15 protein-coding genes are annotated in these 21,252 nt (G+C 73.1%); 12 read left to right on the forward strand and 3 right to left on the reverse strand.

Annotation, left to right across the window (positions count from 1 at the left end):
• The 12 genes from LZF96_RS06140 to LZF96_RS06195 all read left to right on the forward strand — a co-directional run.
• Nucleotides 1-1,135, forward strand: a 1,135-nt coding sequence (locus LZF96_RS06140; protein ID WP_233866652.1) for a thiamine pyrophosphate-dependent dehydrogenase E1 component subunit alpha, incomplete at its 5' end; no start/stop codon positions are given.
• Nucleotides 1,132-2,235 (forward strand): alpha-ketoacid dehydrogenase subunit beta, encoded by a 1,104-nt coding sequence (locus LZF96_RS06145; protein WP_233866655.1) that lies wholly within the window; start codon nucleotides 1,132-1,134, stop codon nucleotides 2,233-2,235. The genes LZF96_RS06140 and LZF96_RS06145, both read left to right, overlap by 4 nt.
• On the forward strand, nucleotides 2,228-3,655 hold the full coding sequence (locus LZF96_RS06150; protein ID WP_233866658.1) for a dihydrolipoamide acetyltransferase family protein: 1,428 nt from the start codon (nucleotides 2,228-2,230) through the stop codon (nucleotides 3,653-3,655). The genes LZF96_RS06145 and LZF96_RS06150 overlap by 8 nt, the downstream gene beginning before the upstream one ends.
• Before the next feature lie 498 nt (nucleotides 3,656-4,153).
• The gene (locus tag LZF96_RS06155) at nucleotides 4,154-5,179 is read left to right on the forward strand and encodes an NTP transferase domain-containing protein (RefSeq protein WP_233866661.1); all 1,026 of its coding nucleotides are present in this window, start codon (nucleotides 4,154-4,156) and stop codon (nucleotides 5,177-5,179) included.
• Nucleotides 5,176-6,906 carry a molybdopterin molybdotransferase MoeA gene (locus LZF96_RS06160; protein WP_233866663.1) on the forward strand — a complete coding sequence of 577 codons (1,731 nt, stop codon included), beginning with the start codon at nucleotides 5,176-5,178 and terminating at the stop codon, nucleotides 6,904-6,906. Before LZF96_RS06155 ends, LZF96_RS06160 begins: the two co-directional genes overlap by 4 nt.
• Nucleotides 6,903-8,051, forward strand: coding sequence for a TrkA family potassium uptake protein (locus LZF96_RS06165; RefSeq protein WP_233866666.1), 1,149 nt, complete (start codon nucleotides 6,903-6,905; stop codon nucleotides 8,049-8,051). Before LZF96_RS06160 ends, LZF96_RS06165 begins: the two co-directional genes overlap by 4 nt.
• A gap of 313 nt (nucleotides 8,052-8,364) precedes the next feature.
• Nucleotides 8,365-9,342 (forward strand): NAD(P)H-quinone oxidoreductase, encoded by a 978-nt coding sequence (locus LZF96_RS06170; protein ID WP_233866668.1) that lies wholly within the window; start codon nucleotides 8,365-8,367, stop codon nucleotides 9,340-9,342.
• 339 nt (nucleotides 9,343-9,681) lie between these two features.
• Complete coding sequence (locus LZF96_RS06175) at nucleotides 9,682-10,494, forward strand: hypothetical protein (protein WP_233867141.1); 813 nt, start codon at nucleotides 9,682-9,684, stop codon at nucleotides 10,492-10,494.
• A gap of 667 nt (nucleotides 10,495-11,161) precedes the next feature.
• A complete protein-coding gene (locus tag LZF96_RS06180; protein ID WP_233866670.1) occupies nucleotides 11,162-11,791 on the forward strand; it encodes a PadR family transcriptional regulator in 630 nt (209 codons plus the stop codon).
• Between the two features lie 307 nt (nucleotides 11,792-12,098).
• Nucleotides 12,099-12,905: an ABC transporter ATP-binding protein gene (locus tag LZF96_RS06185; RefSeq protein WP_233866672.1), complete on the forward strand. Its 807-nt coding sequence runs from the start codon at nucleotides 12,099-12,101 to the stop codon at nucleotides 12,903-12,905.
• Nucleotides 12,902-15,871, forward strand: a complete 2,970-nt coding sequence (locus LZF96_RS06190) for an FtsX-like permease family protein (protein ID WP_233866674.1) — start codon at nucleotides 12,902-12,904, stop codon at nucleotides 15,869-15,871. The genes LZF96_RS06185 and LZF96_RS06190 overlap by 4 nt, the downstream gene beginning before the upstream one ends.
• Before the next feature lie 20 nt (nucleotides 15,872-15,891).
• Nucleotides 15,892-16,455 carry a bacterial proteasome activator family protein gene (locus LZF96_RS06195; RefSeq protein ID WP_308294155.1) on the forward strand — a complete coding sequence of 188 codons (564 nt, stop codon included), beginning with the start codon at nucleotides 15,892-15,894 and terminating at the stop codon, nucleotides 16,453-16,455.
• Between the two features lie 590 nt (nucleotides 16,456-17,045).
• Here the strand turns inward: LZF96_RS06195 and LZF96_RS06200 are convergent.
• From LZF96_RS06200 to pdhA, 3 genes are read right to left on the reverse strand one after another with little or no spacing between them, the layout of a single operon-like run.
• A complete protein-coding gene (locus LZF96_RS06200; protein ID WP_233867075.1) occupies nucleotides 17,046-18,599 on the reverse strand; it encodes a dihydrolipoamide acetyltransferase family protein in 1,554 nt (517 codons plus the stop codon).
• A 55-nt stretch (nucleotides 18,600-18,654) separates the two neighbouring features.
• Nucleotides 18,655-19,644, reverse strand: a complete 990-nt coding sequence (locus LZF96_RS06205; RefSeq protein WP_233866676.1) for an alpha-ketoacid dehydrogenase subunit beta — start codon at nucleotides 19,642-19,644, stop codon at nucleotides 18,655-18,657.
• 1 nt (nucleotide 19,645) lies between these two features.
• Nucleotides 19,646-21,001, reverse strand: coding sequence for a pyruvate dehydrogenase (acetyl-transferring) E1 component subunit alpha (pdhA, locus tag LZF96_RS06210; RefSeq protein WP_374203116.1), 1,356 nt, complete (start codon nucleotides 20,999-21,001; stop codon nucleotides 19,646-19,648).
• Nucleotides 21,002-21,252 lie beyond the last annotated feature (251 nt).

The following is a 21,252-nucleotide window of genomic DNA, read 5'->3' on the forward strand; positions in this document are numbered from 1 at the left end:
CCCTGCGACCCTGCTGCCGGAGGCCGCACCCCACCGCGTCCTCTCCGGCGACACCGAGCCCACCGGGAAGATCGACGCCGACCTGTGGCGCCTGCTCCACCGCCGTCTGGTCGTCGGCCGCCGGTACAACACCGCCGCCACCGCCCTCACCCGCCAGGGCCGACTCGCCGTCTACCCCTCCTCCACAGGCCAGGAGGCCTGCCAGGTCGCCTCCGCACTCGCCCTCGCCGACCGCGACTGGCTCTTCCCCAGCTACCGCGACACCCTCGCCGTCGTCAGCCGGGGCGTCGATCCGGTCGAGACGCTGACCCTGCTGCGCGGCGACCGCCACAGCGGATGGGACCCCCGCCGACGGCGCGTCGCCCCCCTCTCCACCCCGCTGGCCACCCAGCTCCCGCACGCCGTCGGCCTCGCCCGGGCCGCCCGGCTGCGCGGCGACGACATCGTCGCCCTGGCCATGGTCGGCGACGGTGGCACCTCCGAGGGCGACTTCCACGAGGCGCTGAACTTCGCCGCCGTCTGGCGCGCCCCCGTGGTCTTCCTCGTGCAGAACAACCGCTTCGCGATCTCCGTGCCGCTCGCCAAGCAGACCGCCGCCCCCACCCTCGCCCACAAGGCCGTCGGTTACGGCATGCCCGGCCGCCTGGTCGACGGCAACGACGCCCCCGCCGTCCACGAGGTGCTGGTCGAGGCCGTCGAACGCGCCCGCGCCGGCGGCGGCCCGACCCTCGTCGAGGCCCTCACCTACCGCATCGACGCCCACACCAACGCCGACGACGCCGGCCGCTACCGCGACGACGCCGAGGTCGAGGTCTGGCGCGAGCGCGACCCGCTGCGCCTGCTGGAGGACGAGTTGCGCGCCCGCGGTGAACTCGGCGAGGACCACCTGCGCCGCGCCGAGGAGGAGGCGGAGGTCCTGATCGGCCGGATGCGCGAACAACTCGGCGGCGAACCCGCCCTGGACCCCGACGACCTCTTCGCCCACGTCTTCGCCGAGCCCACCCCCCAACTTCTCGAACAGCGCGAACTGCTGCGCGCCGAACTGGCCGCCGGCACCCCGGATCCGGCCCCCGGCGCCGGGAACACCGCGGGCCGGAACGCGACCGCCGACGCCCCATCGGAGCGTGCCGCATGACCACCCGCGCCGAATCCGCCGCCGCGCCCGCCCCCACCGGCCCGCGCCCCGTCACCATGGCCGCCGCCCTCAACCGCGCCCTGCGCGACGCCCTCGCCGAGGACCCCGATGTCCTGGTGATGGGCGAGGACGTCGGCACCCTGGGCGGCGTCTTCCGCATCACCGACGGTCTCGCCGCCGAGTTCGGCGAGGACCGCTGCTCCGATACGCCCCTCGCCGAGGCGGGCATCCTCGGCACCGCCGTCGGCATGGCCATGTACGGGCTGCGGCCGGTGGTCGAGATGCAGTTCGACGCCTTCGCCTATCCCGCCTTCGAACAACTCGTCTCGCACGTCGCCAAGATGCGCAACCGCACCTCCGGCGCCCTCAACCTGCCGTTGACCATCCGCATCCCCTACGGCGGTGGCATCGGCGGGGTCGAGCACCACAGCGACTCCTCCGAGATCTACTGGATGGCGACCCCCGGTCTGCACGTCGTCGCCCCGGCCACCGTCGCCGACTCCTACGGTCTGCTGCGCCGGGCCATCGCCTCCGACGACCCGGTGGTGTTCCTGGAACCCAAGCGGATGTACTGGTCCAAGGACACCTTCGACCCCGACGCCCCGTCGGCCGTGGAACCCTTCGGTCGCGCGGTGGTGCGCCGCCCCGGCACCTCCCTCACCCTCATCACCTACGGGACCGGCCTGCCGGTCTGTCTGGAGGCCGCCGAGGCCGCCCGTGGCGAGGGCTGGGACGTCGAGGTCGTCGACCTGCGCACCCTGGTGCCCTTCGACGACGGGACGGTCTGCGCCTCCGTGCGCCGCACCGGACGCGCCATCGTCGTCCACGAGGCGTCCGGCTTCGCCGGCCCCGGCGCGGAGATCGCCGCCCGGATCACCGAGCGCTGCTTCCACCACCTGCACGCCCCCGTGCTGCGGGTCACCGGCTTCGACACCCCCTATCCGCCACCGATGCGGGAACACCACCACCTGCCCGACACGGAGCGGATCCTGGACGCGATGGCCCGCCTGCAGTGGGAGGCGGAATACCGCGAGTCCGGCGACGGCATCGTCCCCGGGCGTCCGGCGGGTCGCCGGGACGGGGGTGGCGGCCGTGGCTGAGGTGCGTGAATTCCTGCTACCCGACCTCGGTGAGGGCCTGCCCGGAGCCGAGATCGTGCGCTGGCTGGTCGAGGTCGGCGACGAGGTCGTCGTCGACCAGCCGGTGGTGGAGGTCGAGACCGCGAAGGCGCAGGTCGAGGTGCCCTGTCCGTGGGCCGGGGTGATCACCGCACGGCACGGCGCGGAGGGCGAGGAGGTGCCGGTGGGCGCCCCACTGGTGGCCGTGGCGGTGGAAGTCGCTCCCGGGGCGGCCCCCGCCACCGACCCGACCGAGGGGCCCGGCGCCGACACCGACGCCTCGCGGGGCGGCTCGGGACGGGTGCTGGTCGGGTACGGCACCGCCGACCCCGCCTCCCGCGACGGCTCCGGCGGACGTCGGGCCCGCCGCTCCCGGGCGTTCGCCCTCGTCGGGGCGGCCACGGGGGACGGTACGGGTCCGGCCGTAGGCGCGAACGGCTCGCGCCCCGCCCCCGCACACCCCGTCGACACACGCCCCTTCGACCCCCCGACCCGCACCGCCGACACCCCGCCCCCGCGCGGGGGCGCCGGACCGGCGGTCATCTCGCCCCTGGTCCGCCGCCTCGCCCGGGAACGCGGCGTCGACCTCACCCGCCTGCGCGGCACCGGCCCCGACGGGCTCATCCTGCGGGCCGATGTCGAACGTGCCTCCACCCGATCGCGGACGCCACCCGCTCCGGACGCCACCCGTCTGCCGGCCGCCCCGGCGATCGAACGGGCGGGTGAGACCCGCATCCCGCTGCGCGGCCTCCTCGGCACCATGGCCGACCACCTCACCCGCAGCCGCGCCGAGATCCCCGACGCGACCTGCTGGGTGGACGCCGACGCCACCGCCCTGGTGGAGCTGCGACGTGAGCTGGGTGAGCCGCGTGTTCCGCTGCTCGCCCTCCTGGCCCGCATCTGCACCGCCGTGCTCGCCCGCCGACCGGAGCTGAACGCGACCGTGGACACCGAACGCCGCGAGATCGTGCGGCTGTCGTCCGTCCACCTCGGTCTCGCCGCGCAGACCCCGCGCGGCCTGGTGGTCCCGGTCGTCCGCGACGCGCACACCCTCACCACCGGTGGGCTCGCGACCGAGATCGCCCGACTCACCGAAGCCGCGCGCGCCGGGACCCTCCCGCCGGCCCAACTCACCGGAGGCACCTTCACGCTCAACAACTACGGCGTCTTCGGCGTCGACGGCTCCACCCCGATCATCAACCACCCCCAGGCCGCCATGCTCGGGGTCGGGCGGATCGTGGAGAAGCCCTGGGCGCACAACGGCGAACTCGCCCTGCGCCACGTGGTGCAACTGTCCCTGACCTTCGACCACCGGGTCTGCGACGGTGCCGCCGCCGGCGGCTTCCTGCGGGACGTCGCCGACCGGGTCGAACGGCCGGGGTTGCTGCTCCGCGATCTGTGACCGGTCTCCGACCGGGGCCGGGGCCCGTGTGGCGCCGGTCGGAGACCGGGGGTGGGGCGGTGGGCACCACGTCGACGGGCGTCGTGGCGATCGTTCCCGCCCCGAACCGTCCCGCTCGGCGTATCCGGCGTATCCGGCGTATCCGGCGCGCCGACGGGAGGCGGTTCGACCGTTCACGCACCGATCGACGCCGGGTGGTGACGCCGATCCGGGTACCCCCGGGCTTTCCCGGGTCGGCCGGCCCCCGGACGGCCTTCAGCCGATTCCCGGGGCCCTCGCCGTTCCCGAACGGGGTCGGGCCCGCCGACGGCGCGGTTCCGCGTCGGGACGCCGGAGGCTTCGGCCCGGTGCCCCGTGCCCGTCCAGCCGTCCCGCCGGACCAGATCGGCGACCGTTCCGGACCCCGGCCCGGCGACGTGAGCGGGGGCGCGCTTTCGGAACGCGCCGAAAGCCGACACACCGACGCGCCGGACGCCCCCGGGGGCGATACTCGGGAGCATGGCCGCCCAGTCCCGTCGCGAAGACCCCCTCCCGACCGCGCGGCACACCCCGTCACCCCCCTCCGGGGGACGGACCCAGCCGTACACCGCAGTGATCCTCGCCGGCGGAGCCGCCCGCCGGCTCGGTGGCGTCGACAAGCCCTCGCTCACCATCGGGGGACGCACCCTCCTGGACCGGGTGCTCGCCGCCTGCCCCGACGCCGTGGACACCGTCGTCGTCGGACCGCCCCGACCCACCTGTCGACCCGTGCGCTGGACCCGTGAGGAACCGCCCGGCGGCGGGCCGTTGCCCGCCCTCGAGGCGGGCCTGCGCGAGGTGCGCACTCCCCGGTTGCTGCTGCTCGCCGCCGACCTCCCCTTCCTCACCAGGAAGGACCTGCACCCGCTGCTCGACTTCCCCGTCGACGACGGCCCCGACGCGCCCCGTGCCCTGATCCTCACCGACCCCGACGGGCGCGACCAGCCGCTCGTCGGGGCCTACCGCACCGAGTCCGTGCGCCAGGCACTCGCCGTGATAGCCGCCTCACCCGGTCCGCACGGCACGCCCGCCGGCAGCCTGCGCGACCGTCCGTTGCGCACCCTTCTGGACACCTTCCGGGTCCGCCGCCTGCCCGGCCCGCCCTGCCCCGACTGCGACACCCGGGGGGATCTCGCCGCCGCCCGGGAGCGGATCAGGGAGCATGGCAGGGTGATGGACGAATGGATCGCCGCGGTCCGGGTGGAGCTCGGCCTCGCCGAGGACGAACCCGGCATGGATACCGGCCTGTTGTTGGACGCCGCCCGGGACGCCGCCCACGGCGTCACCCGACCCGCCGCGCCCCTGACCACCTTTCTCATCGGCTGGGCCGCCGGGCGCCACGGCCTGGACATCGAGGAGGCCGCCCGCCGGGTCGGGGCCCTGGCCGCACGCTGGGAGAGCGAGCGCGCCCCCGGGGGCGCGCCCCCGGAGACCTGGGCGGGACCGGGCACCCCCGGCGTCCCCGGCGATCCCGGTCGGGGAACCCCCGAACCGGGGCGGCCGTGACGGTCCGCCCCGGTTCCGCCCGGTCGGAAGGGGCCCCCGGCCGGGACCACGCCGCCGAAGCCGCCGCTCCCGCCGGTACGCCTTCCGACCCGGTGGCGGTGGCCGCCGAGTACGCCACCGGGCCCGCCCGCGGCGGTCCCCGTCACGCGGAGGACGGGCCCGAGGACGACTTCGCCGACGCGCTGGCGCTGGCCAACAGCTCCGGGCCCCGGCCGTCCGTGTCCGTCACGGGCCACGGGCCGGCGGGGGATGACGGAGCCACGGCGCGGACCCGCGGCGACTCCGGTGCCCGGGGCGGGGGGAGGGCCGGGACCGTCCGCGGTGCGCCGGACCCCGACGAGCCCGCCGCCGACCGCGCGTCCCCCCGGCCGGACGCCCGCCGGGGGGACGATGGCGGGGGGGACGGCGATCGGTGTACCGGGCACACCGATCGGGGCGACCACATCCCCGTCGGTGACCACGGCACCGACTGGGAGTCCGCTCACCGGGCGGCACGCCGCGCCGGTCGGGAACTGCGCACCCGCGCCGTGCCCCTGGGAGAGGCGATCGGTCACACTCTCGCCGAACCGCTCACCGCCCTCACCGACCTCCCGGCCTTCGACACCGCCGCCATGGACGGCTGGGCCGTCTCCGGTCCCGGACCGTGGGGCCTGGAGTCCGGTGGTGCCGTCCTCGCCGGTCACGACCGGCCCGCCCCTCTCGCCGACGGCCTCGCCGTGCCCATCGCGACCGGCGCCCGCGTCCCGCCGGGCACCACCGCCGTTCTGCGGCGGGAACGCGGTCGCACCGTCGCCGACCGCCTGCGCGGCCCCAACCCCGCCCCGGGCGCCGACATCCGACCGCGCGGACAGGAGTGCCGCACCGGGGCCGCACTGCTACCGGTCGGCACATCGGTCACCCCCGCCGTGCTCGGCCTGGCCGCCGCCGCCGGTTATGACCGACTGACCGTGCGGCCCCGCCCCCGGGTGGCGGTGCTGGTGCTCGGTGACGAGTTGCTGCACCGGGGTCTGCCCACCGGCGGGCGGATCCGTGACGCCATAGGACCCATGATCGGCCCCTGGCTGACCGCGCTCGGCGCCGACCCGATCTCCGTCCGCCTCCTCGGCGACCTGCCCGCCGGGCCGGGAACCGACGGGACCGACGGGGCCGTGTCCCCGGACTCCGGCGGGATGCGGGAGAACTCCGCCGAGACTTCCGGGGAACCCGCCGACACCCTGGTGGAGGCGCTGAACGCGGCCGCCGACGGCGCCGACCTCGTCCTCACCAGCGGTGGCACCGGCGCGGGCCCCGTGGATCGCGTGCACCCCGCGCTGCGGGCGCTCGGTGCCCGGGTCGTCGTGGACGGTGTCGCCGTGCGCCCGGGCCACCCGATGCTGCTCGCCGAGTTGCCGGGCGGGGTCCCCCTGGTGGGGCTGCCGGGCAACCCGTTGGCAGCCGTCTCCGCCGTGCTGCTCCTGGTGGCGCCGGTGCTGCGCGGCCTCACCGGCCGCCCCGAACCGGAGTCCGATCCCGCCCGTGCCCGGCTGATCGCGCCGGTCTCCCGGCACCCCCGGGACACCCGGCTGGTGCCGGTGCGGCTCCCAGCCCCCGGGGAGGCCGAGCCGGTGGGCTGGGCGGGTCCGGCTATGCTGCGCGGGATCGCCGTCGCCGATGCCGTGGCGGTCATTCCCCCCGGGCCGGCATCGGCAGCCGGTCGGGTCCGTCTGCTGGAGCTGCCCCGACCATGAGGATTCCCCCCGCTCTCAACCCCGGTTCCGGGGCCTCCCCGAACGGCCTCGAACGGGACCGGCAGGCACTGGGGGTCTCCCTGCCCCGGCACATCGCCGGGCCGCTCATCCAGGTGCTCAAGCGGCTGGCCCTGGCCAACCTGGTCCTGTTCACCGCCTTCCTCGTGGTCTACCTGGACCGGGAGGGTTACACCGACAGCAAGGACGGGGAGGTCGGGGCGCTCGACGCCCTCTACTACGTCACGGTGTCGCTCTCCACCACCGGCTACGGCGACATCGCCCCTTACACGGACCTCGCCCGGCTGCTCACGACGTTCATCATCACGCCCCTGCGGGTGGCGTTCCTGATCATCCTGGTCGGCACCACGCTCGAGGTGCTGACCGAGCGCACCCGCGAACAGTGGCGGGTCGGGCACTGGAGGAAGACCTTGCGCGACCACACCGTCATCGTCGGCTTCGGCACGAAGGGCCGTTCCGCCGCCGAAACCCTCATGCGCACCGGTGTCACCCAGGACCGCATCGTGGTGGTCGATCCCAGTACCGAGGTCGTGGAGCAGGCCAACGCGGAGGGCTACGCGGGCGTTGTCGGCGACGCCACCCGCAGCAACGTGCTCCTGCGGGCCCGGACGGACCGGGCCCGGCAGGTGGTGATCTCCACCCAGCGGGACGACACCGCCGTGCTGGTCACGCTCACCGCCCGGCAGCTGAGCAAGTCCGTCCGGATCGTGGCCTCGGTCCGGGAGGAGGAGAACGTGCCGCTGCTGCGGCAGTCCGGCGCGGACTCGGTGATCACCAGTGCCTCCGCCGTCGGTCGACTGCTGGGCCTGTCGATGGTCAGCCCCAGTTCGGGGTCGGTGATGGAGGACCTGATCCAGCAGGGGTCGGGGCTCTCCCTGAAGGAGCGGCCGGTCACCCGGGCGGAGGCCGGGAAATCGCCGCGCGAGTGCGACGACCTGGTCGTCTCGGTCATACGGGGGCACCGCCTGCTGCCCTTCGACGATCCCGACGCCACGACTTTGCAGTTGCAGGACCGGGTGGTGGTGATCCGCCGCACCAGCGGTGACGAGGACAAGACGAACCCGACGAAGCAGAAGGAAGGGCGGCCGGAGCACGGCCCGGGGTCCTGGCGCATCCCACGCCGCTGATCCATCCGCCGTCGCGGGCGTCGCCCATACGGCTGGTCCGACCGTTCCCTCCGACCGGGCCATCCTGTCGGTCCCGGCCGTCGCCCGGCTTCGCCCCGTCCGGCCAGGTGTCCGGATCGCGACACCGGGAGCGGCCGGTCGAGGGGCGCCCGGTCCCGCCCGGCCCCGCCCGGCCGGATCGTGGCACGCCGGGCACCGGATCGGTTCGATGGCGGGTGGGTAGAGGACGGTGGGGTGACGGTCGTCGGGCCGACGCGCCCGGCCGAACGGGGCCGCCGTCGTCCGGCGCCCGCCGCCGCTTACCCTCGCGCCCATGCGAGCCATCACTGTTTCCGAGCCCGGCGGTCCCGAGGTCCTGCGGATGGAGGAGGTTCCCGACCCCGAACCCGGCCCCGGCGAGGTACTGATCGATGTCACCGCCTGCGCCGTCAACCGCGCGGATGTTCTGCAACGGCAGGGACACTACGACCCGCCGCCCGGCGCGAGCCCGTATCCGGGGCTGGAGTGCTCGGGGACGGTCGCCGCCCTCGGCCCCGGTACGGCGGGCCCGAAGCCGGGGGAGAAGGTGTGCGCGCTGCTGGCCGGCGGGGGGTACGCGGAGAGGGTCGTGGTGCCGACCGGTCAGGTGCTGCCGCTTCCCGCCGGGATCGATTCGGTAACGGCTGCCGCCGTCCCCGAGGTGGCGTGCACGGTGTGGTCGAACGTCTTCATGGCGGCCGGTCTGCGTCCGGGGGAGACCCTGCTGGTGCATGGTGGGGCCAGTGGTATCGGCACGATGGCGGTCCAACTCGCCCGTGCTGTGGGGGCCCGGCCGGCGGTCACCGCAGGCAGCGCCGCGAAGCTGGAGCGGTGCCGGGAATTGGGGGCCGAGATCCTCATCGACTACCGGGAGCAGGACTTCGAGGAGGAGATGCGCAAGGCCACCGACGGGCGGGGAGCGGACGTCATCCTCGACATCATGGGTGCCTCCTACCTGCGACGGAACGTCCGAACCCTGGCCACGGGTGGTCGTTTGGTGGTGATCGGCCTCCAAGGGGGTGTGCGAGGGGAACTGGAACTGGGACGGCTCCTGGCGAAGCGGGGAACGATCATCGCGACCTCGCTGCGGGCCCGCCCGGTCGAGGAGAAGTCCGTGATCGTGGCGGCGGTGCGCGAGCACGTGTGGCCGATGCTCGCCGACGGTCGGGTCCGGCCGGTGATCGACCGCGTGATGCCACTGGAGGAGGTGGCCGACGCACACCGGGCGATGGAGGCGGGGGAGCATGTGGGAAAGATCGTCCTCACCACCTGAGAGGGTGTTCATCTGACGGCTCACCAAAGGACGTATGGTCGTGTGACCTTCGGTTCGTTCGGGCGGTGAAAGGGCGAACCGTCCTTTTCGTGTGATTCGCATGGAGTGGGGCAGGCGAAGGTTGGCAGGGCGCGGACTCCTTTCCGAAATTCCTCGGTACCCCCGGGCGACCCCCGGGCGACCGGGACGCGCGGAGAGAACGTGGTGCGGATGCGGGGCCCCGATGAAGGCCACGGCTTTCGGGTGCCTGAAGATGCCGGATTCGCACCACTATGTGAATCTGATAGCCCTGCCGGTCGGTGCCGGAGCGTGTTGAACTCCATGCGGAGGGTGGGAATCGTGCGGATACGGGTGGGCGTCACGATGTGCGGAACCGCACTGGCGGTGCTGCTGCCGGTGGGGGTCATCCAGTCGGCCGAGGCGGTGACCGGTGACCCCCTTCCTCCGCTGGCCCCCCCGGCCAACCAGGCGACCGGTGGTGGGCCGCCCACCACGGGGGCCGAGGTCATCAGCGCACTTCTCGCCGAACTGCCCGCCGGCGCGGTGGGCATCCCCCCGAGGCGACCGCCCGGCGACCTCCCGGGGGGCACCGAGTCGGGGCAGCCGGTCGACGATCCCATGACCGGGCCCGGAGCCTCCCCCGTCCCGGACGCGGAGGAGCGCCCCGGAGGTGTCGGCACCGGCATGGTGCCCATGGGCTCCGCCAACTCGCCCGGGGTGGCCGCCCACGGCCCCGATGCCCCCGGTTCCCCGGGAGGGGGCGGGTCGGGTGTCGCGGCCGAGCGGCAGGTCCTCTGGTCCGCCGGCGGAGGAACCATCGCCGGTGGACCCGCCGATGGCGAAGCCATCACCCTTTCGGGGCAATTCCCCGGCGGGGGGCCCGGGGCGGGCGACCACATGGAACCGGCCGTGGCGGGCGGGGACGGGGTCGTCGCCGACTCCACCGCCACCCGGGGCTCCGAACCCACCGGCTCGGCCGCCCCCGGTACCGCCGGGCAGGAGGATGGAACGGATGTGGCCTCCGAGGCATTCCGGCCCCCGTCCGGCGGCGGGGCGGTTCTGCCGGTGCTGCCCCTGGGGACCGGCTTGACCTGCCTGGGGCTCGGACTGGCCATCCTCGCCTGGCATCTGCGCAGGGCCGCCCGGCTCTGAGGACCTCGTTCTCCCCGGGCAGCGCCTCCTCTCGGCGGGGCCGACAGCCCCCTCCTCTCCCGCCGGCTCCGCTCCCCTTCCCCGCGGTGTCGCCTCACACCTTCGGTCAGTGGCCCGCTGTCGGTCGAGCCTTCCGGACACCCCCGGGCACCTTTCGGGTGTCCTTGCCGCCGGGGATCGACGGTCCCGATTTCTTTCGCCCCGTCCCGCGCCTCTTCGCCACCCTCGGCGGAGTCCGTGGCATCGGTCTCCCGACCGGGCCGACCCCGGAGGCCACGCCTCTCCCGGACGCTCCCCCCGCGGGCTGTTTCCTCCCGGCCCCGCTCGGGGTCTGTTTCGTTCCGGCGTCTTCCGCCAGGCCTTCGATGGGCTTCTCCGCGGGATCCCGTCTCCCGCTCCACGCCGACCGGGCCACTTGGGATTCCCGCGCCGAGCACCGCCGTCGGCTCCGGGGTGCCGACCCCCGACTCCTGCCTCGCGGCCTCCTTCCCCCTCGCCAATCCCCGTGGGCTCTCCCCCGGGGCCCGGACGGGCCTTCCGACCCGTCGATCCGGTGATCCCACCCGGGGAGAGTCGCCAACCCTTTCCCCGGCATCGACCACCCATTCGAGTGAGTGCCCCGATCGCTTCTTGCGACTACCGACAATACTCGGTATACATACTGGGTATGTCGATCCGTTACGGGCTCCTCGCCCTCCTCGAGCACGGTCCGCGCTACGGCTCCCAGTTGCGCACCGAGTTCGAGTCCCGCACCGGCTCCACCTGGCCGCTGAACATCGGTCAGGTCTACACCACCCTCGGTCGTCTGGAGCGGGACGGGTTGATCATCGCGGTGGAGGAGGACATCGAGACCCGCCAGCAGCCCTACGCCATAACGGAAGAGGGGAAGTGCCGCCTCGCCGAGTGGTACGAGCGACCCGTGGACCGTACCCAGCCCGCCCGCGATGAGCTGGCCATCAAGCTCGCCATGGCCGTCACCGCCCCGGGGGTGGACGTGGCGGCCATCGTCCAGGCACAGCGTCGTCACACCCTGCGTGCCATGCAGGACTACACCCGCCTCAAGGCTCGTGCGCTGGCGGGCGATCGGGATGGGCGGGAAGGGAGCCCGGCCGACACCGCCTGGCTGCTCGTACTGGAGCAGCTGATCTTCCAGGCCGAGGCGGAGGCCCGCTGGCTGGACCACTGCGAGTCCCGCCTGCTGCGGATCGCCGGTCGTCGCCCGACCTCCGTCGGGGAGGAGTTCCCGACCGAGGTCGAGAAGGAGCCCGACAGGGTTGTCCCCGGTCGCCCCCACTGACACGTCACGACCCCGGGCGGGGTGGTTCCGGACCGGAGACGGTTCGGCCACGCGGGAAGGCCCCATCCGTAGTCCGCGCCACAGCCCATCGGTCGAGGGCGGCGCCGATATCGCGTGTGGCTCTCGGAGCTCGGTCCCCGGCGCTCGAATCCCGGAACCCGCACCCCGGGGACCGGCGGGCTCGCCGCCACCGTGTCCATCCGATTCCCACCATCATCATCCGACTTTTCGTGCCCGAGACCCGGGTGCCCACCCGCCCCATCGGCGAGGTGGAGCGACACCCGAACCGCTCACAGGGGGAGAACACATGGCCGACACCGGCCGCCAACACACCGACGCCCCCGCGTCGCCCACCACGGAGGACACCCCCTCCGAGGCGGGGAAGCCCGACCTCGTGCCGATCCTGGAGCTGCGGTCCCTCACCCGCGTCCACGGCAGCGGCGTCGCGACCGTGAACGCCCTGCGCGAGATCAACCTCACCGTCCGGGCCGGTGAGCTGGTCGCCGTCATGGGTCCCTCCGGCTCGGGGAAGTCCACCCTGCTGACCCTCGCCGGTGGCCTGGACACCGCCACCTCCGGCCAGGTCCTGGTCGAGGGCGTCGACCTGGGTTCCCTCTCCCGCTCGGCCCTGGCCCGGGTACGTCGCAACCGGGTGGGTTACGTCTTCCAGGACTACAACCTCATCCCGGCCCTGACCGCCGCGGAGAACGTCTCCCTGCCCCGCGAGTTGGACGGCGCCTCCACCCGTACCGCGCGCCGTGAAGCACTGGCGGCCCTGGAGGAGATCGGCCTGCCGGAGGTGGCCGACCGCTTCCCCGACGAGATGTCGGGCGGCCAGCAGCAGCGGGTGGCGATCGCCCGGGCGTTGGTCGGGGACCGCCGTCTGGTCCTGGCCGACGAACCCACCGGGGCCCTGGACTCCGAGACCGGCGAGAGCGTCCTCGCACTGCTGAGAAGCCGTTGCGACGCCGGAGCCGGCGGGGTGATGGTCACCCACGAGCCCCGCTTCGCCGCCTGGGCGGACCGGGTGGTCTTCCTGCGCGACGGCATGATGGTCGACGAAGCCGCCGGAAACGGCCCGGAGTCCCTCCTCTCGCCGGGAGCCCTCCGATGAAACGGCTCCACATGTGGCGGGCGACCCTGCGCATCGCGCGTCGCGACGCATGGCGGGCCAAGGGGCGCAGCGCGCTGGTGGTCGCGATGATCGCCTTGCCGATCATCGGTGCCACGGGCCTGGACGTCGCTCTGCGGTCCGCCGAGTTGGACACGGGGGAGCGGCTCGCCCGTGAGATGGGTACGGCCGACGCCCATCTTCTCAACCTCGGTTTCGGTGAGCCCATCGAGCAGGAACCCCTGGACCGGGTGAGCGTCCATGGGATTTCCAGCGATCGGGAGGCGACCACCGAGGAGGACGCGCGACGCGAGCTGGACATCGCGCTCGCCGGCGCCCTGACCGACCCCCCGGAACGGGTCGTCACCGATGCCTCCGCCGCCCCCGTGGTGGTCACCACCGCCACCGGCGTCACCACGGTCGAGGTACGCGAACTGCCCGCGGAAGATCCGCTGACCAAGGGAATGCTCACGCTGCTGGACGGCCGTTTCCCCTCGGCCGCCGGTGAGGTGGCCGTCACCGAGGCGTTCCTGAAGCACGGTGGTTTGAAGCTCGACTCCACAATCCGATTCCCCGATTTGGGAGACGGGGCCCACCGCATCACCGGTGTCTACGAGATGCCCTCGGAACTGAACCGGGTTCAGCTGCTGACCCCTCCCGGAACCCTGATCCCCGAACTGTCCGAGCACGAGCTGCTCGAAGAAATCGACTTCCGGTTCCTGGTGTCGGTGCCGGGCGGCGTGCCGTGGGACGAGGTGCTGAAGGCCAACGAGGCGGGCTGGTTGGTGACCTCTCGCCTGGTGCACCACGACCCCCCGCCGGACGACCAGGTTCCCGCTTACTCCCAGGGCCGTTGGCAGGGTCCGGGCCTCGGGACCGAGGCATTCGCCGTGGTGGGCGTCGTCGTGGCGCTGGTCATCATGGAGATCTGCCTGCTCGCCGGGCCCGCCTTCGCGGTCGGGGCACGTCGATCGCGACGCATGCTCGGTCTGGTCGGCGCGAACGGCGGTGACCGTCGACACATCCGGGCGATCATGCTCGGCGGTGGTCTGGTGCTGGGTCTTGTCGCCGCGGTGGTGGGTGTGGTGCTCGGCATTCTGCTGATGCTCGTCACCCGGCCGTGGTTGGAGGGCCAGGTGGGCACCCGGTTCGGTTCCTTGGACCTGCGGCCCCTGGAACTGGCGGGTATCGGTGCCCTCGCCGTGCTCACCGGTCTGATCGCCGCGCTGATACCGGCCCTCCTGGCCGCCCGCACGCCGGTGCTGCAGTCGCTCACCGGACGCCGGGGAGTGCGTCGGGCCGGTCGGGTGCTACCCCTGGTGGGCGCCGCCGCCTTCGTGCTGGGCGCGGCGCTGGCCCTCCTCGGTGGCTTTGCCCTCAACGACCCCGTCGCCGTCGGCGCGGGGGCGATAGTGGCCCAGTTGGGTCTGGTGGCCATGACGCCGGTGCTGGTCGGGATGTTCGGTCGGCTGGGCCGCTTCCTGCCGCTCGGCGGACGCCTGGCGCTGCGGGACGCGGTCCGCAATCGGTCGCGTACCGCCCCGGCGGTGGCGGCGGTCCTCGCGGCGGTCGCCGGGTCCGTCACCCTGGCCACCTACTACGGCTCCGACGAGGCGCAGCGGGAGGCGGGTTACAAATTCCTGGTGCCGTACGGGACGGTGATCCTGTCGGCCGGGGACGAGCGGGCCCTGCCTGCCCTGTCGAGGGCCAGGGAGACGGTGGAGGCACACGTCGAGACGACCATGCGCGCGGACCTGGGCCGTCTGGTGGCGGATGAGAAGTTCTGCGAGGAGTGGGAGAGGGGCCAGGCCGGCTGTGGTCTGGTCCGCCTCATGATCCCGGTGGAGAACCGATGCGATGAGGAGATGATGCGACGGGCCGGGGAATCGATCCCGTGGCTATGCGAGAGGGAGAACGGCTATCACTCCGCTTTCTCGGATCAGGTGCTGGTCGGTGGACCGGAGGTGCTCCGTGCCCTCGGCATGGACGATCGCCGGGCGCTGGACGCCGTGGGGAAGGGGAAAGCGGTCGTCTTCCACCCGAAGGCCCTGTGGACCGACACTCCGGGAAACGAGCCAGTGGACGGCATCGGGGGCGAGGTGGTTGTGGCGCTCAGCTCTGCCGAGACCATCCGGGCCGAGACGGAGATGCGGCACGCCCATTGGGAGGCGATGGACACCGAAACATCCTCTGCCGACACTCCCGCAGCACACACGGTAACCGTTCCCGGAAAGGGGGAGTCGGTGCCCCTGGGCGACGGAGAGGCGAATGCGCCGACGCTGCCCGCGGAGCGGATGGAGCCGCTCCCTGCCGTATATGTGGACCCCGGGGAGGACATGGTCGAAACCTTCTCCCGGCTCACCGTCCTCGTGCCTCCGACGATGGTGTACGAGGCGGAGCTTCCCGTGGTCGACTACGCCACCCTCTGGAGCACGGGCGAACCACCTACGGATGCCCAGTGGCAGGCGGTGGAGGAGGCGCTCCGGAGCATCCCCCACGGGCCGGAGACCTTCGTCGAACGCGGGTATCTCGGTGAGACCGAGATCGTGCTGCTGATCATCGCCCTGTTCGCGGGCGTGGTGACCGTCGGGGCGGCGGGCATCGCGACCGGGCTCGCCCGGGCCGACTCGGAGGCCGACCTGGCGACCCTGGCCGCGGTCGGGGCCCCGCCGGGGGTGCGGCGCACCCTGATGGGGATGCAGTGCGCCGTCATAGCGGGCATGGGTGTGGTGCTGGGGTCGATGTCGGGGCTGATTCCCGGTATCGCCCTGGTCGTGGCGGAGCACCGCGAAAGGTTCGCGATGTGGGAGGAGAACGGCTTCCGCTGGAATATGGACGCCCCGGAGCTGGTCGTCGTTCCGCCCTTCGGTCTGTTGGCGCTGATGATCCTCGTCCTGCCGCTGCTGGCCGGGGTGTTGGCCGCCGTGCTGACGCGTTCGGGTACCGGGCTCGTCCGTCGGGCGGAGTGATCGGCGTGCATGATGGAACCATGACGCAGCCGAGGAATGAACCGTCGAAGGAGAGCCCGCAGGTCCTGATCGTGGGGCCGGACGGAATGGCGCTCGGCAGCGCCGGTCCGCGGGCGAACGTCGAGGGCGAGCGCGGGGAGAACGCCGAGACCCCGGTGACGGAGATGGTCGAGCAGCCGGCCAAGGTGATGCGGATCGGCAGCATGATCAAGCAGTTGTTGGAGGAGGTGAAGGCGGCACCGCTGGATGAGGCCAGTCGGGCGCGGTTGAAGGAGATCCACTCCAGTTCGGTCAAGGAGCTGGAGGAGGGTTTGGCCCCGGAGCTGGTGGCGGAGCTGGAGCGGCTGTCCCTGCCGTTCACCGACGACCAGTTGCCCACGGACGCGGAGCTGCGCATCGCGCAGGCCCAGTTGGTGGGCTGGTTGGAGGGTTTGTTCCACGGAATCCAGACGGCGTTGTTCGCGCAGCAGATGGCGGCCCGGGCCCAGTTGGAGCAGATGCGTCGGGCGTTGCCCGCGGGGCTCGGTGCCGAGGAGCAGGGCGCCGAGGGACGCGGGGATATCCGCTCCGGCCCCTACCTCTGACGGTCCCGGGCGCCCGGTCCCTCCGACGACCGGTCCGATCCCCCGGCCCTCCGGGTTCCTCGGTCTTCGGCCCGGGGACCGGCGGGCTCCCCGGGGACGGCCCGGGGACCGGGGCCGGGAATGAGCGGGAACGGCCGGCGCCATTCCCGGGTATCACTCTCGTGCCGGGGTGCCTGTTCCACGGTGATCGGCCCGGGTCGATCACGCGTCCCGGGGCGGGCGGGGCGGTTGATGCCGTCGCCCCGTTCCGGCTCGAACTCCCGGTGACGGCCGGCACGGGGGACCGGCCGTCACCGGGTCCCCCATCGGGGCCCGGTCCGATGGGGTCGGGACAACCGGTCCCGGTCCTCCCCGCATCCGCCTTTCGGCGCAGGCTTCCAGCTCTGCCGTCCGGCTTCCGTCGTCCGGCCTCCGGTTCCCGCTTTCGCCACCCGGTCTCCGTCGGCCCGCCCCGGTGCCCACCGCGTGGTGGGCCCGGAACGCGAGGCGCCCCGCCGTCCGGTGGGAAAACCGGGCGGCGGGGCGCGTGGCCCGCGGGTGTCCCCGTGCCGTCCGGGGTCGGAGGGCACGGGGGTGGATCGGGGTCGGGGTCAGGTCCAGGAGATCAGCCGCTGCGGGTACTCCAGTACCGCTGCGGTGTCCGCCAGAACCTTCGAGCCGAGTTCGCCGTCCACCAGGCGGTGGTCGAAGGACATCGCCAACGTGGTGACCTGACGAGGCTTGACCTTGCCCTTGTGGACCCAGGGCTGCGGCTTGATCGTGCCCACCGCCAGGATCGCGGACTCACCCGGATTGAGGATCGGCGTGCCGGTGTCCACGCCGAACACCCCGATGTTGGTGATGGTCACCGTGCCGCCCCGCATGTCGGCGGGGGAGGTACGCCCCTCCCGGGCGGTGGCCACCAGATCGGTCAGGGCCCGGGACAGATCGGGAAGGGTCTTGCTGCCGGCGTCCTTGATGTTGGGCACCAGCAGCCCCCGCGGAGTGGCCGCCGCGATCCCGAGGTTGACGTAGTCCTTGAACACGATCTCCTGGCGCTCCTCGTCCCAGGAGGCGTTGATCTCCGGGTGACGGCGAATCGCGACCAGGAACGCCCGCGCGACCATGAGCAGCGGGTTGATGCGCAGACCCTCCAGCGAGGGGTCCTTGCGCAGCTTGTCCACCAACTTCATCGTGCGCGTCACGTCGACGGTCACGAACTCGGTGACGTGCGGGGCGGTGAAGGCGCTGGTGACCATTGCCTTGGCGGTGGCCTTGCGCACCCCCTTGATCGGCACCCGGCGCTCGCGGATCAGCTCCATCGACTGGGGTTCCACGGCCGGGGCCTCGGTCCGACCGCTCTCGCCGCTCTCGCCGCTCTCGCCGACGATGCCGGCGGCACCCGTCTCCGGGCCGGCCGGGGCGACCGACGCGGCGGTGGTCCCGGTGGCGGTTCCGGCGGTGCCCACCGGCGCGGCGACACGTTCGGCGTGGGCACGCACGTCCTCGCGGGTGATGATCCCGTCGCCGCCGCTCGGGGTCACCTCGGTCAGCTCGATGCCCAGGTCACGGGCGAGCTTGCGCACCGGCGGCTTGGCCAGGGGCCGGCCGGTAGCCGCGACTCCGGTTACGGGTTCGGCGAGGGTCTCGGCCACCGGTTCCGCCGGTTCCGCCACGGCCTCCACCGCCGGAGCGGTGCCGTTGGCACCGGCACGACCGACCCCCTTGCGGGGGCGACGTCGGGTGGCCCCGGCGGAGACGCCGTAGCCCACCAGCACGGGCTCGCGGGTCTCCTTGGCACCGGACCCCGAGCCGCTCCCGGAGCCCGGGGCGGGCGCCCCGGGCGAGGTGCTCGCGTCCGCCGGCACGGCGGTCGCGGCATCGGCGTCCCCGGCCACCGCGCCCGGGTCGGTCGCCACCGGCGGCGCGGCGGGCCCGGCCGAGGGGTCGGTGTCCACACTGATGATGGCGGTGCCCACGTCCACCGTGGCGCCCTCGCCGAACAACAATTCGGCCACCACCCCGTCGTACGGGATGGGCAGTTCCACGGCGGCCTTGGCGGTCTCGACCTCCACCACGACCTGTCCGTCGGTGACCGTGTCCCCCGGCTTCACCAGCCAGCTGAGGATCTCGGCCTCGGTCAGTCCCTCGCCCACGTCGGGCATGCGGAACTCGCGGAATCGCTCCGCGGCGTTCGTCGTCACGACTTCCCTCACCCTCTCAGAACGCCAGCACGCGGTCGATGCCGTCCAGGACCCGGTCGAGTCCGGGCAGGTACTCCTCCTCCAGACGCGCCGGCGGGTACGGGGCGTGGAAGCCCCCGACCCGCAGCACCGGCGCCTCCAGATGGTAGAAGCAGCGCTCCGTGATGCGGGCGGCGATCTCCGCGCCCGCACCGAAGAAGACCGGTGCCTCGTGCACGACCACCAGCCGGCCGGTGCGCTCCACCGAGGCCTGCAGGGTGTCGAAGTCCATGGGGGAGATGGACCGCAGGTCCACCACCTCCACCGAACGGCCCTCCTCCGCCATCGCCTCGGCGGCGCGCAGCGCGGTGCGCACGGTCGGGCCGTAGACGGCGAGGGTGAGGTCGGTGCCCTCCCGCAGCACCCGGGCGCGGTGCAGGGGGCCCGGAACGCCGGCGGTGGTCACCTCGCCCTTGTCCCAGTAGCGGGACTTGGGCTCGAAGAAGATCACCGGGTCGTCGCACTCGATGGACTGCCGCAGCATCCAGTAGGCGTCCTGCGGGGTGGAGGGTGTGACGACCTTCAGGCCGGCGACGTGCGCGAAAAGCGCCTCCGGCGACTCGCTGTGGTGCTCCACGGCGCCGATGCCGCCCGCGTAGGGGATGCGGATGACGACCGGCAGCTTCACGGTTCCCAGGGCGCGGGCGTGCATCTTCGCGAGCTGGGTGACGATCTGGTCGTACGCCGGGAAGACGAAGCCGTCGAACTGGATCTCGCACACCGGCCGGTAGCCGCGCAGGGCGAGGCCGATGGCGGTGCCGATGATGCCGGATTCGGCGAGCGGGGTGTCGATGACCCGCTCCTCGCCGAAGTCCTTCTGCAGCCCGTCGGTGATGCGGAAGACGCCACCGAGTCGGCCGACGTCCTCCCCCATGATCAGGACCTTGGGGTCGGTCTCCATGGCGTGGCGCAGCGAGGTGTTCAGCGCCTTCGCCATCGGCATGGTGCGGGTGTCGGTGGTCGTCATGTCAGTTGCCCTCCCCATCGGTGTCCTCGAAGGAGGCCAGGTAGGCGGCGAACTGCGCCCGCTCCTCGTCGACCAGTGCGTGCCCGTCGGCGTAGGCGTTCTCGAAGATGGCCATGACATCCGGGTTCGGCATGGTCCGGATGGCGTCCCGGACGCGGCGGCCCAGCGCGTCACTCTCCTCCTCGATGCCGGCGAGGGCGTCGGCATCCATCAGCCCCTCGTTCTCGAGGTGGGTGCGCAGGCGCAGGATGGGGTCCCGGGACTCCCAGGCGCGACGCTCGTCGTCGGAGCGGTATCGGGTGGGGTCGTCGGAGGTGGTGTGGGCGCCCATGCGGTAGGTGAAGGCCTCGACCAGCATGGGGCCGCCACCGGTGCGGGCGCGTTCGACGGCGGCGCGGGTGACGGCGAGGACCGCCAGCACGTCGTTGCCGTCCACGCGGACGCCGGGGAAGCCGTAGCCGGCGGCGCGCTGGTACAGCGGGACGCGGGTCTGCCGTTCGGTGGGCTCGGAGATGGCCCACTGGTTGTTCTGGCAGAAGAACACCACCGGCGCGTTGTACACCGCCGAGTAGGTGAACGCCTCGGCCACGTCGCCCTGGCTGGAGGCGCCGTCGCCGAAGTAGGCGACCACCGCCGACTCCGCGCCGTCCTTGGCGATGCCCATGGCGTAGCCGGTGGCGTGCAGGGTCTGCGAGCCGATGACGATGGTGTACAGGTGGAAGTTGTTGCCGTTGGGGTCCCAGCCGCCGTTGTTCACGCCCCGGAACATGCCGAGGAGCTGGGCGGGGTCCACGCCCCGGCACCAGGCGACGCCGTGCTCGCGGTAGGTGGGGAAGACGTAGTCGTCGTCCCGCAGCGCGCGGGCGGAGCCGATCTGAGCGGCCTCCTGGCCGAGCAGCGAGGGCCACAGGCCCAGCTCGCCCTGGCGCTGGAGGGAGGTGGCCTCGGCGTCGAAGCGGCGGGTGAGCACCATGTCGCGGTACAGGCCGCGCAGCTCGTCGGCGTCGAGGTCGATGGCGTAGTCGGGGTGTTCGACGCGTTCCCCCTCGGGGGTCAGCAGCTGCACCATGTCGGGGCCGCCGAACTCGTCGCGATGGTCCGCGTTCCCGGTGTTCCCCGTCTTCGCGGCGGTCCGGCCGGTGCCGGTGCGACCGGACGCGGTCTTCTTCGCGGCGCCCTTCCGTGCGCCGCCCGTGCTCTTCGCGCGGCTCCCACCGGTGCTCGCGGCGGTCTTCCCGCCGGTCGTCCGCTTCGCCGGGCCGGCCTTCTTACCGTCGGCGGTGTGCTCGGAGGAACCGTCGGTTCCTCCACCGCCCTCTCGTGGCCGGCTGCGCGCGGCAGTGCTCTCCACGGTCACGTGTGCTCCTCCGTCGGTCCGGCCCCCGGGGTCCACCGGGTACCAGGGCGGCTCGCCCGGTGCCGTGCGGCGCACGGGGTGGGTGCGGCGCGGACGGCCCGAGCGTGACAGGTGTCCCGTTCGACGGCCCGCTTGACAGCACCGTACCCAGTGTTCCGGGGAACCGTTAAACGCCCTGACCTGCGGATTTACCTGGATGTCCAAGTATCTTCCGCCGGGCCGGGAACGACACTGGTCACAGCCTTGCGAGT

This window comes from Streptomyces sp. ST2-7A (assembly GCF_021390475.1).
Lineage (GTDB): Bacteria > Actinomycetota > Actinomycetes > Streptomycetales > Streptomycetaceae > Streptomyces.

Bases quoted from the DNA above. Each gene is read 5' to 3' on its own strand.
- LZF96_RS06195 (WP_308294155.1), top strand. From the start codon at position 15,892: ATGACGCAGCCGAGGAATGAACCGTCGAAGGAGAGCCCGCAGGTCCTG.
- LZF96_RS06145 (WP_233866655.1), top strand. From the start codon at position 1,132: ATGACCACCCGCGCCGAATCCGCCGCCGCGCCCGCCCCCACCGGCCCG.
- LZF96_RS06155 (WP_233866661.1), top strand. From the start codon at position 4,154: ATGGCCGCCCAGTCCCGTCGCGAAGACCCCCTCCCGACCGCGCGGCAC.
- LZF96_RS06165 (WP_233866666.1), top strand. From the start codon at position 6,903: ATGAGGATTCCCCCCGCTCTCAACCCCGGTTCCGGGGCCTCCCCGAAC.
- LZF96_RS06170 (WP_233866668.1), top strand. From the start codon at position 8,365: ATGCGAGCCATCACTGTTTCCGAGCCCGGCGGTCCCGAGGTCCTGCGG.
- LZF96_RS06185 (WP_233866672.1), top strand. From the start codon at position 12,099: ATGGCCGACACCGGCCGCCAACACACCGACGCCCCCGCGTCGCCCACC.
- LZF96_RS06190 (WP_233866674.1), top strand. From the start codon at position 12,902: ATGAAACGGCTCCACATGTGGCGGGCGACCCTGCGCATCGCGCGTCGC.
- LZF96_RS06205 (WP_233866676.1), bottom strand. From the start codon at position 19,644: ATGACGACCACCGACACCCGCACCATGCCGATGGCGAAGGCGCTGAAC.
- LZF96_RS06180 (WP_233866670.1), top strand. From the start codon at position 11,162: ATGTCGATCCGTTACGGGCTCCTCGCCCTCCTCGAGCACGGTCCGCGC.
- LZF96_RS06200 (WP_233867075.1), bottom strand. From the start codon at position 18,599: ATGCCCGACGTGGGCGAGGGACTGACCGAGGCCGAGATCCTCAGCTGG.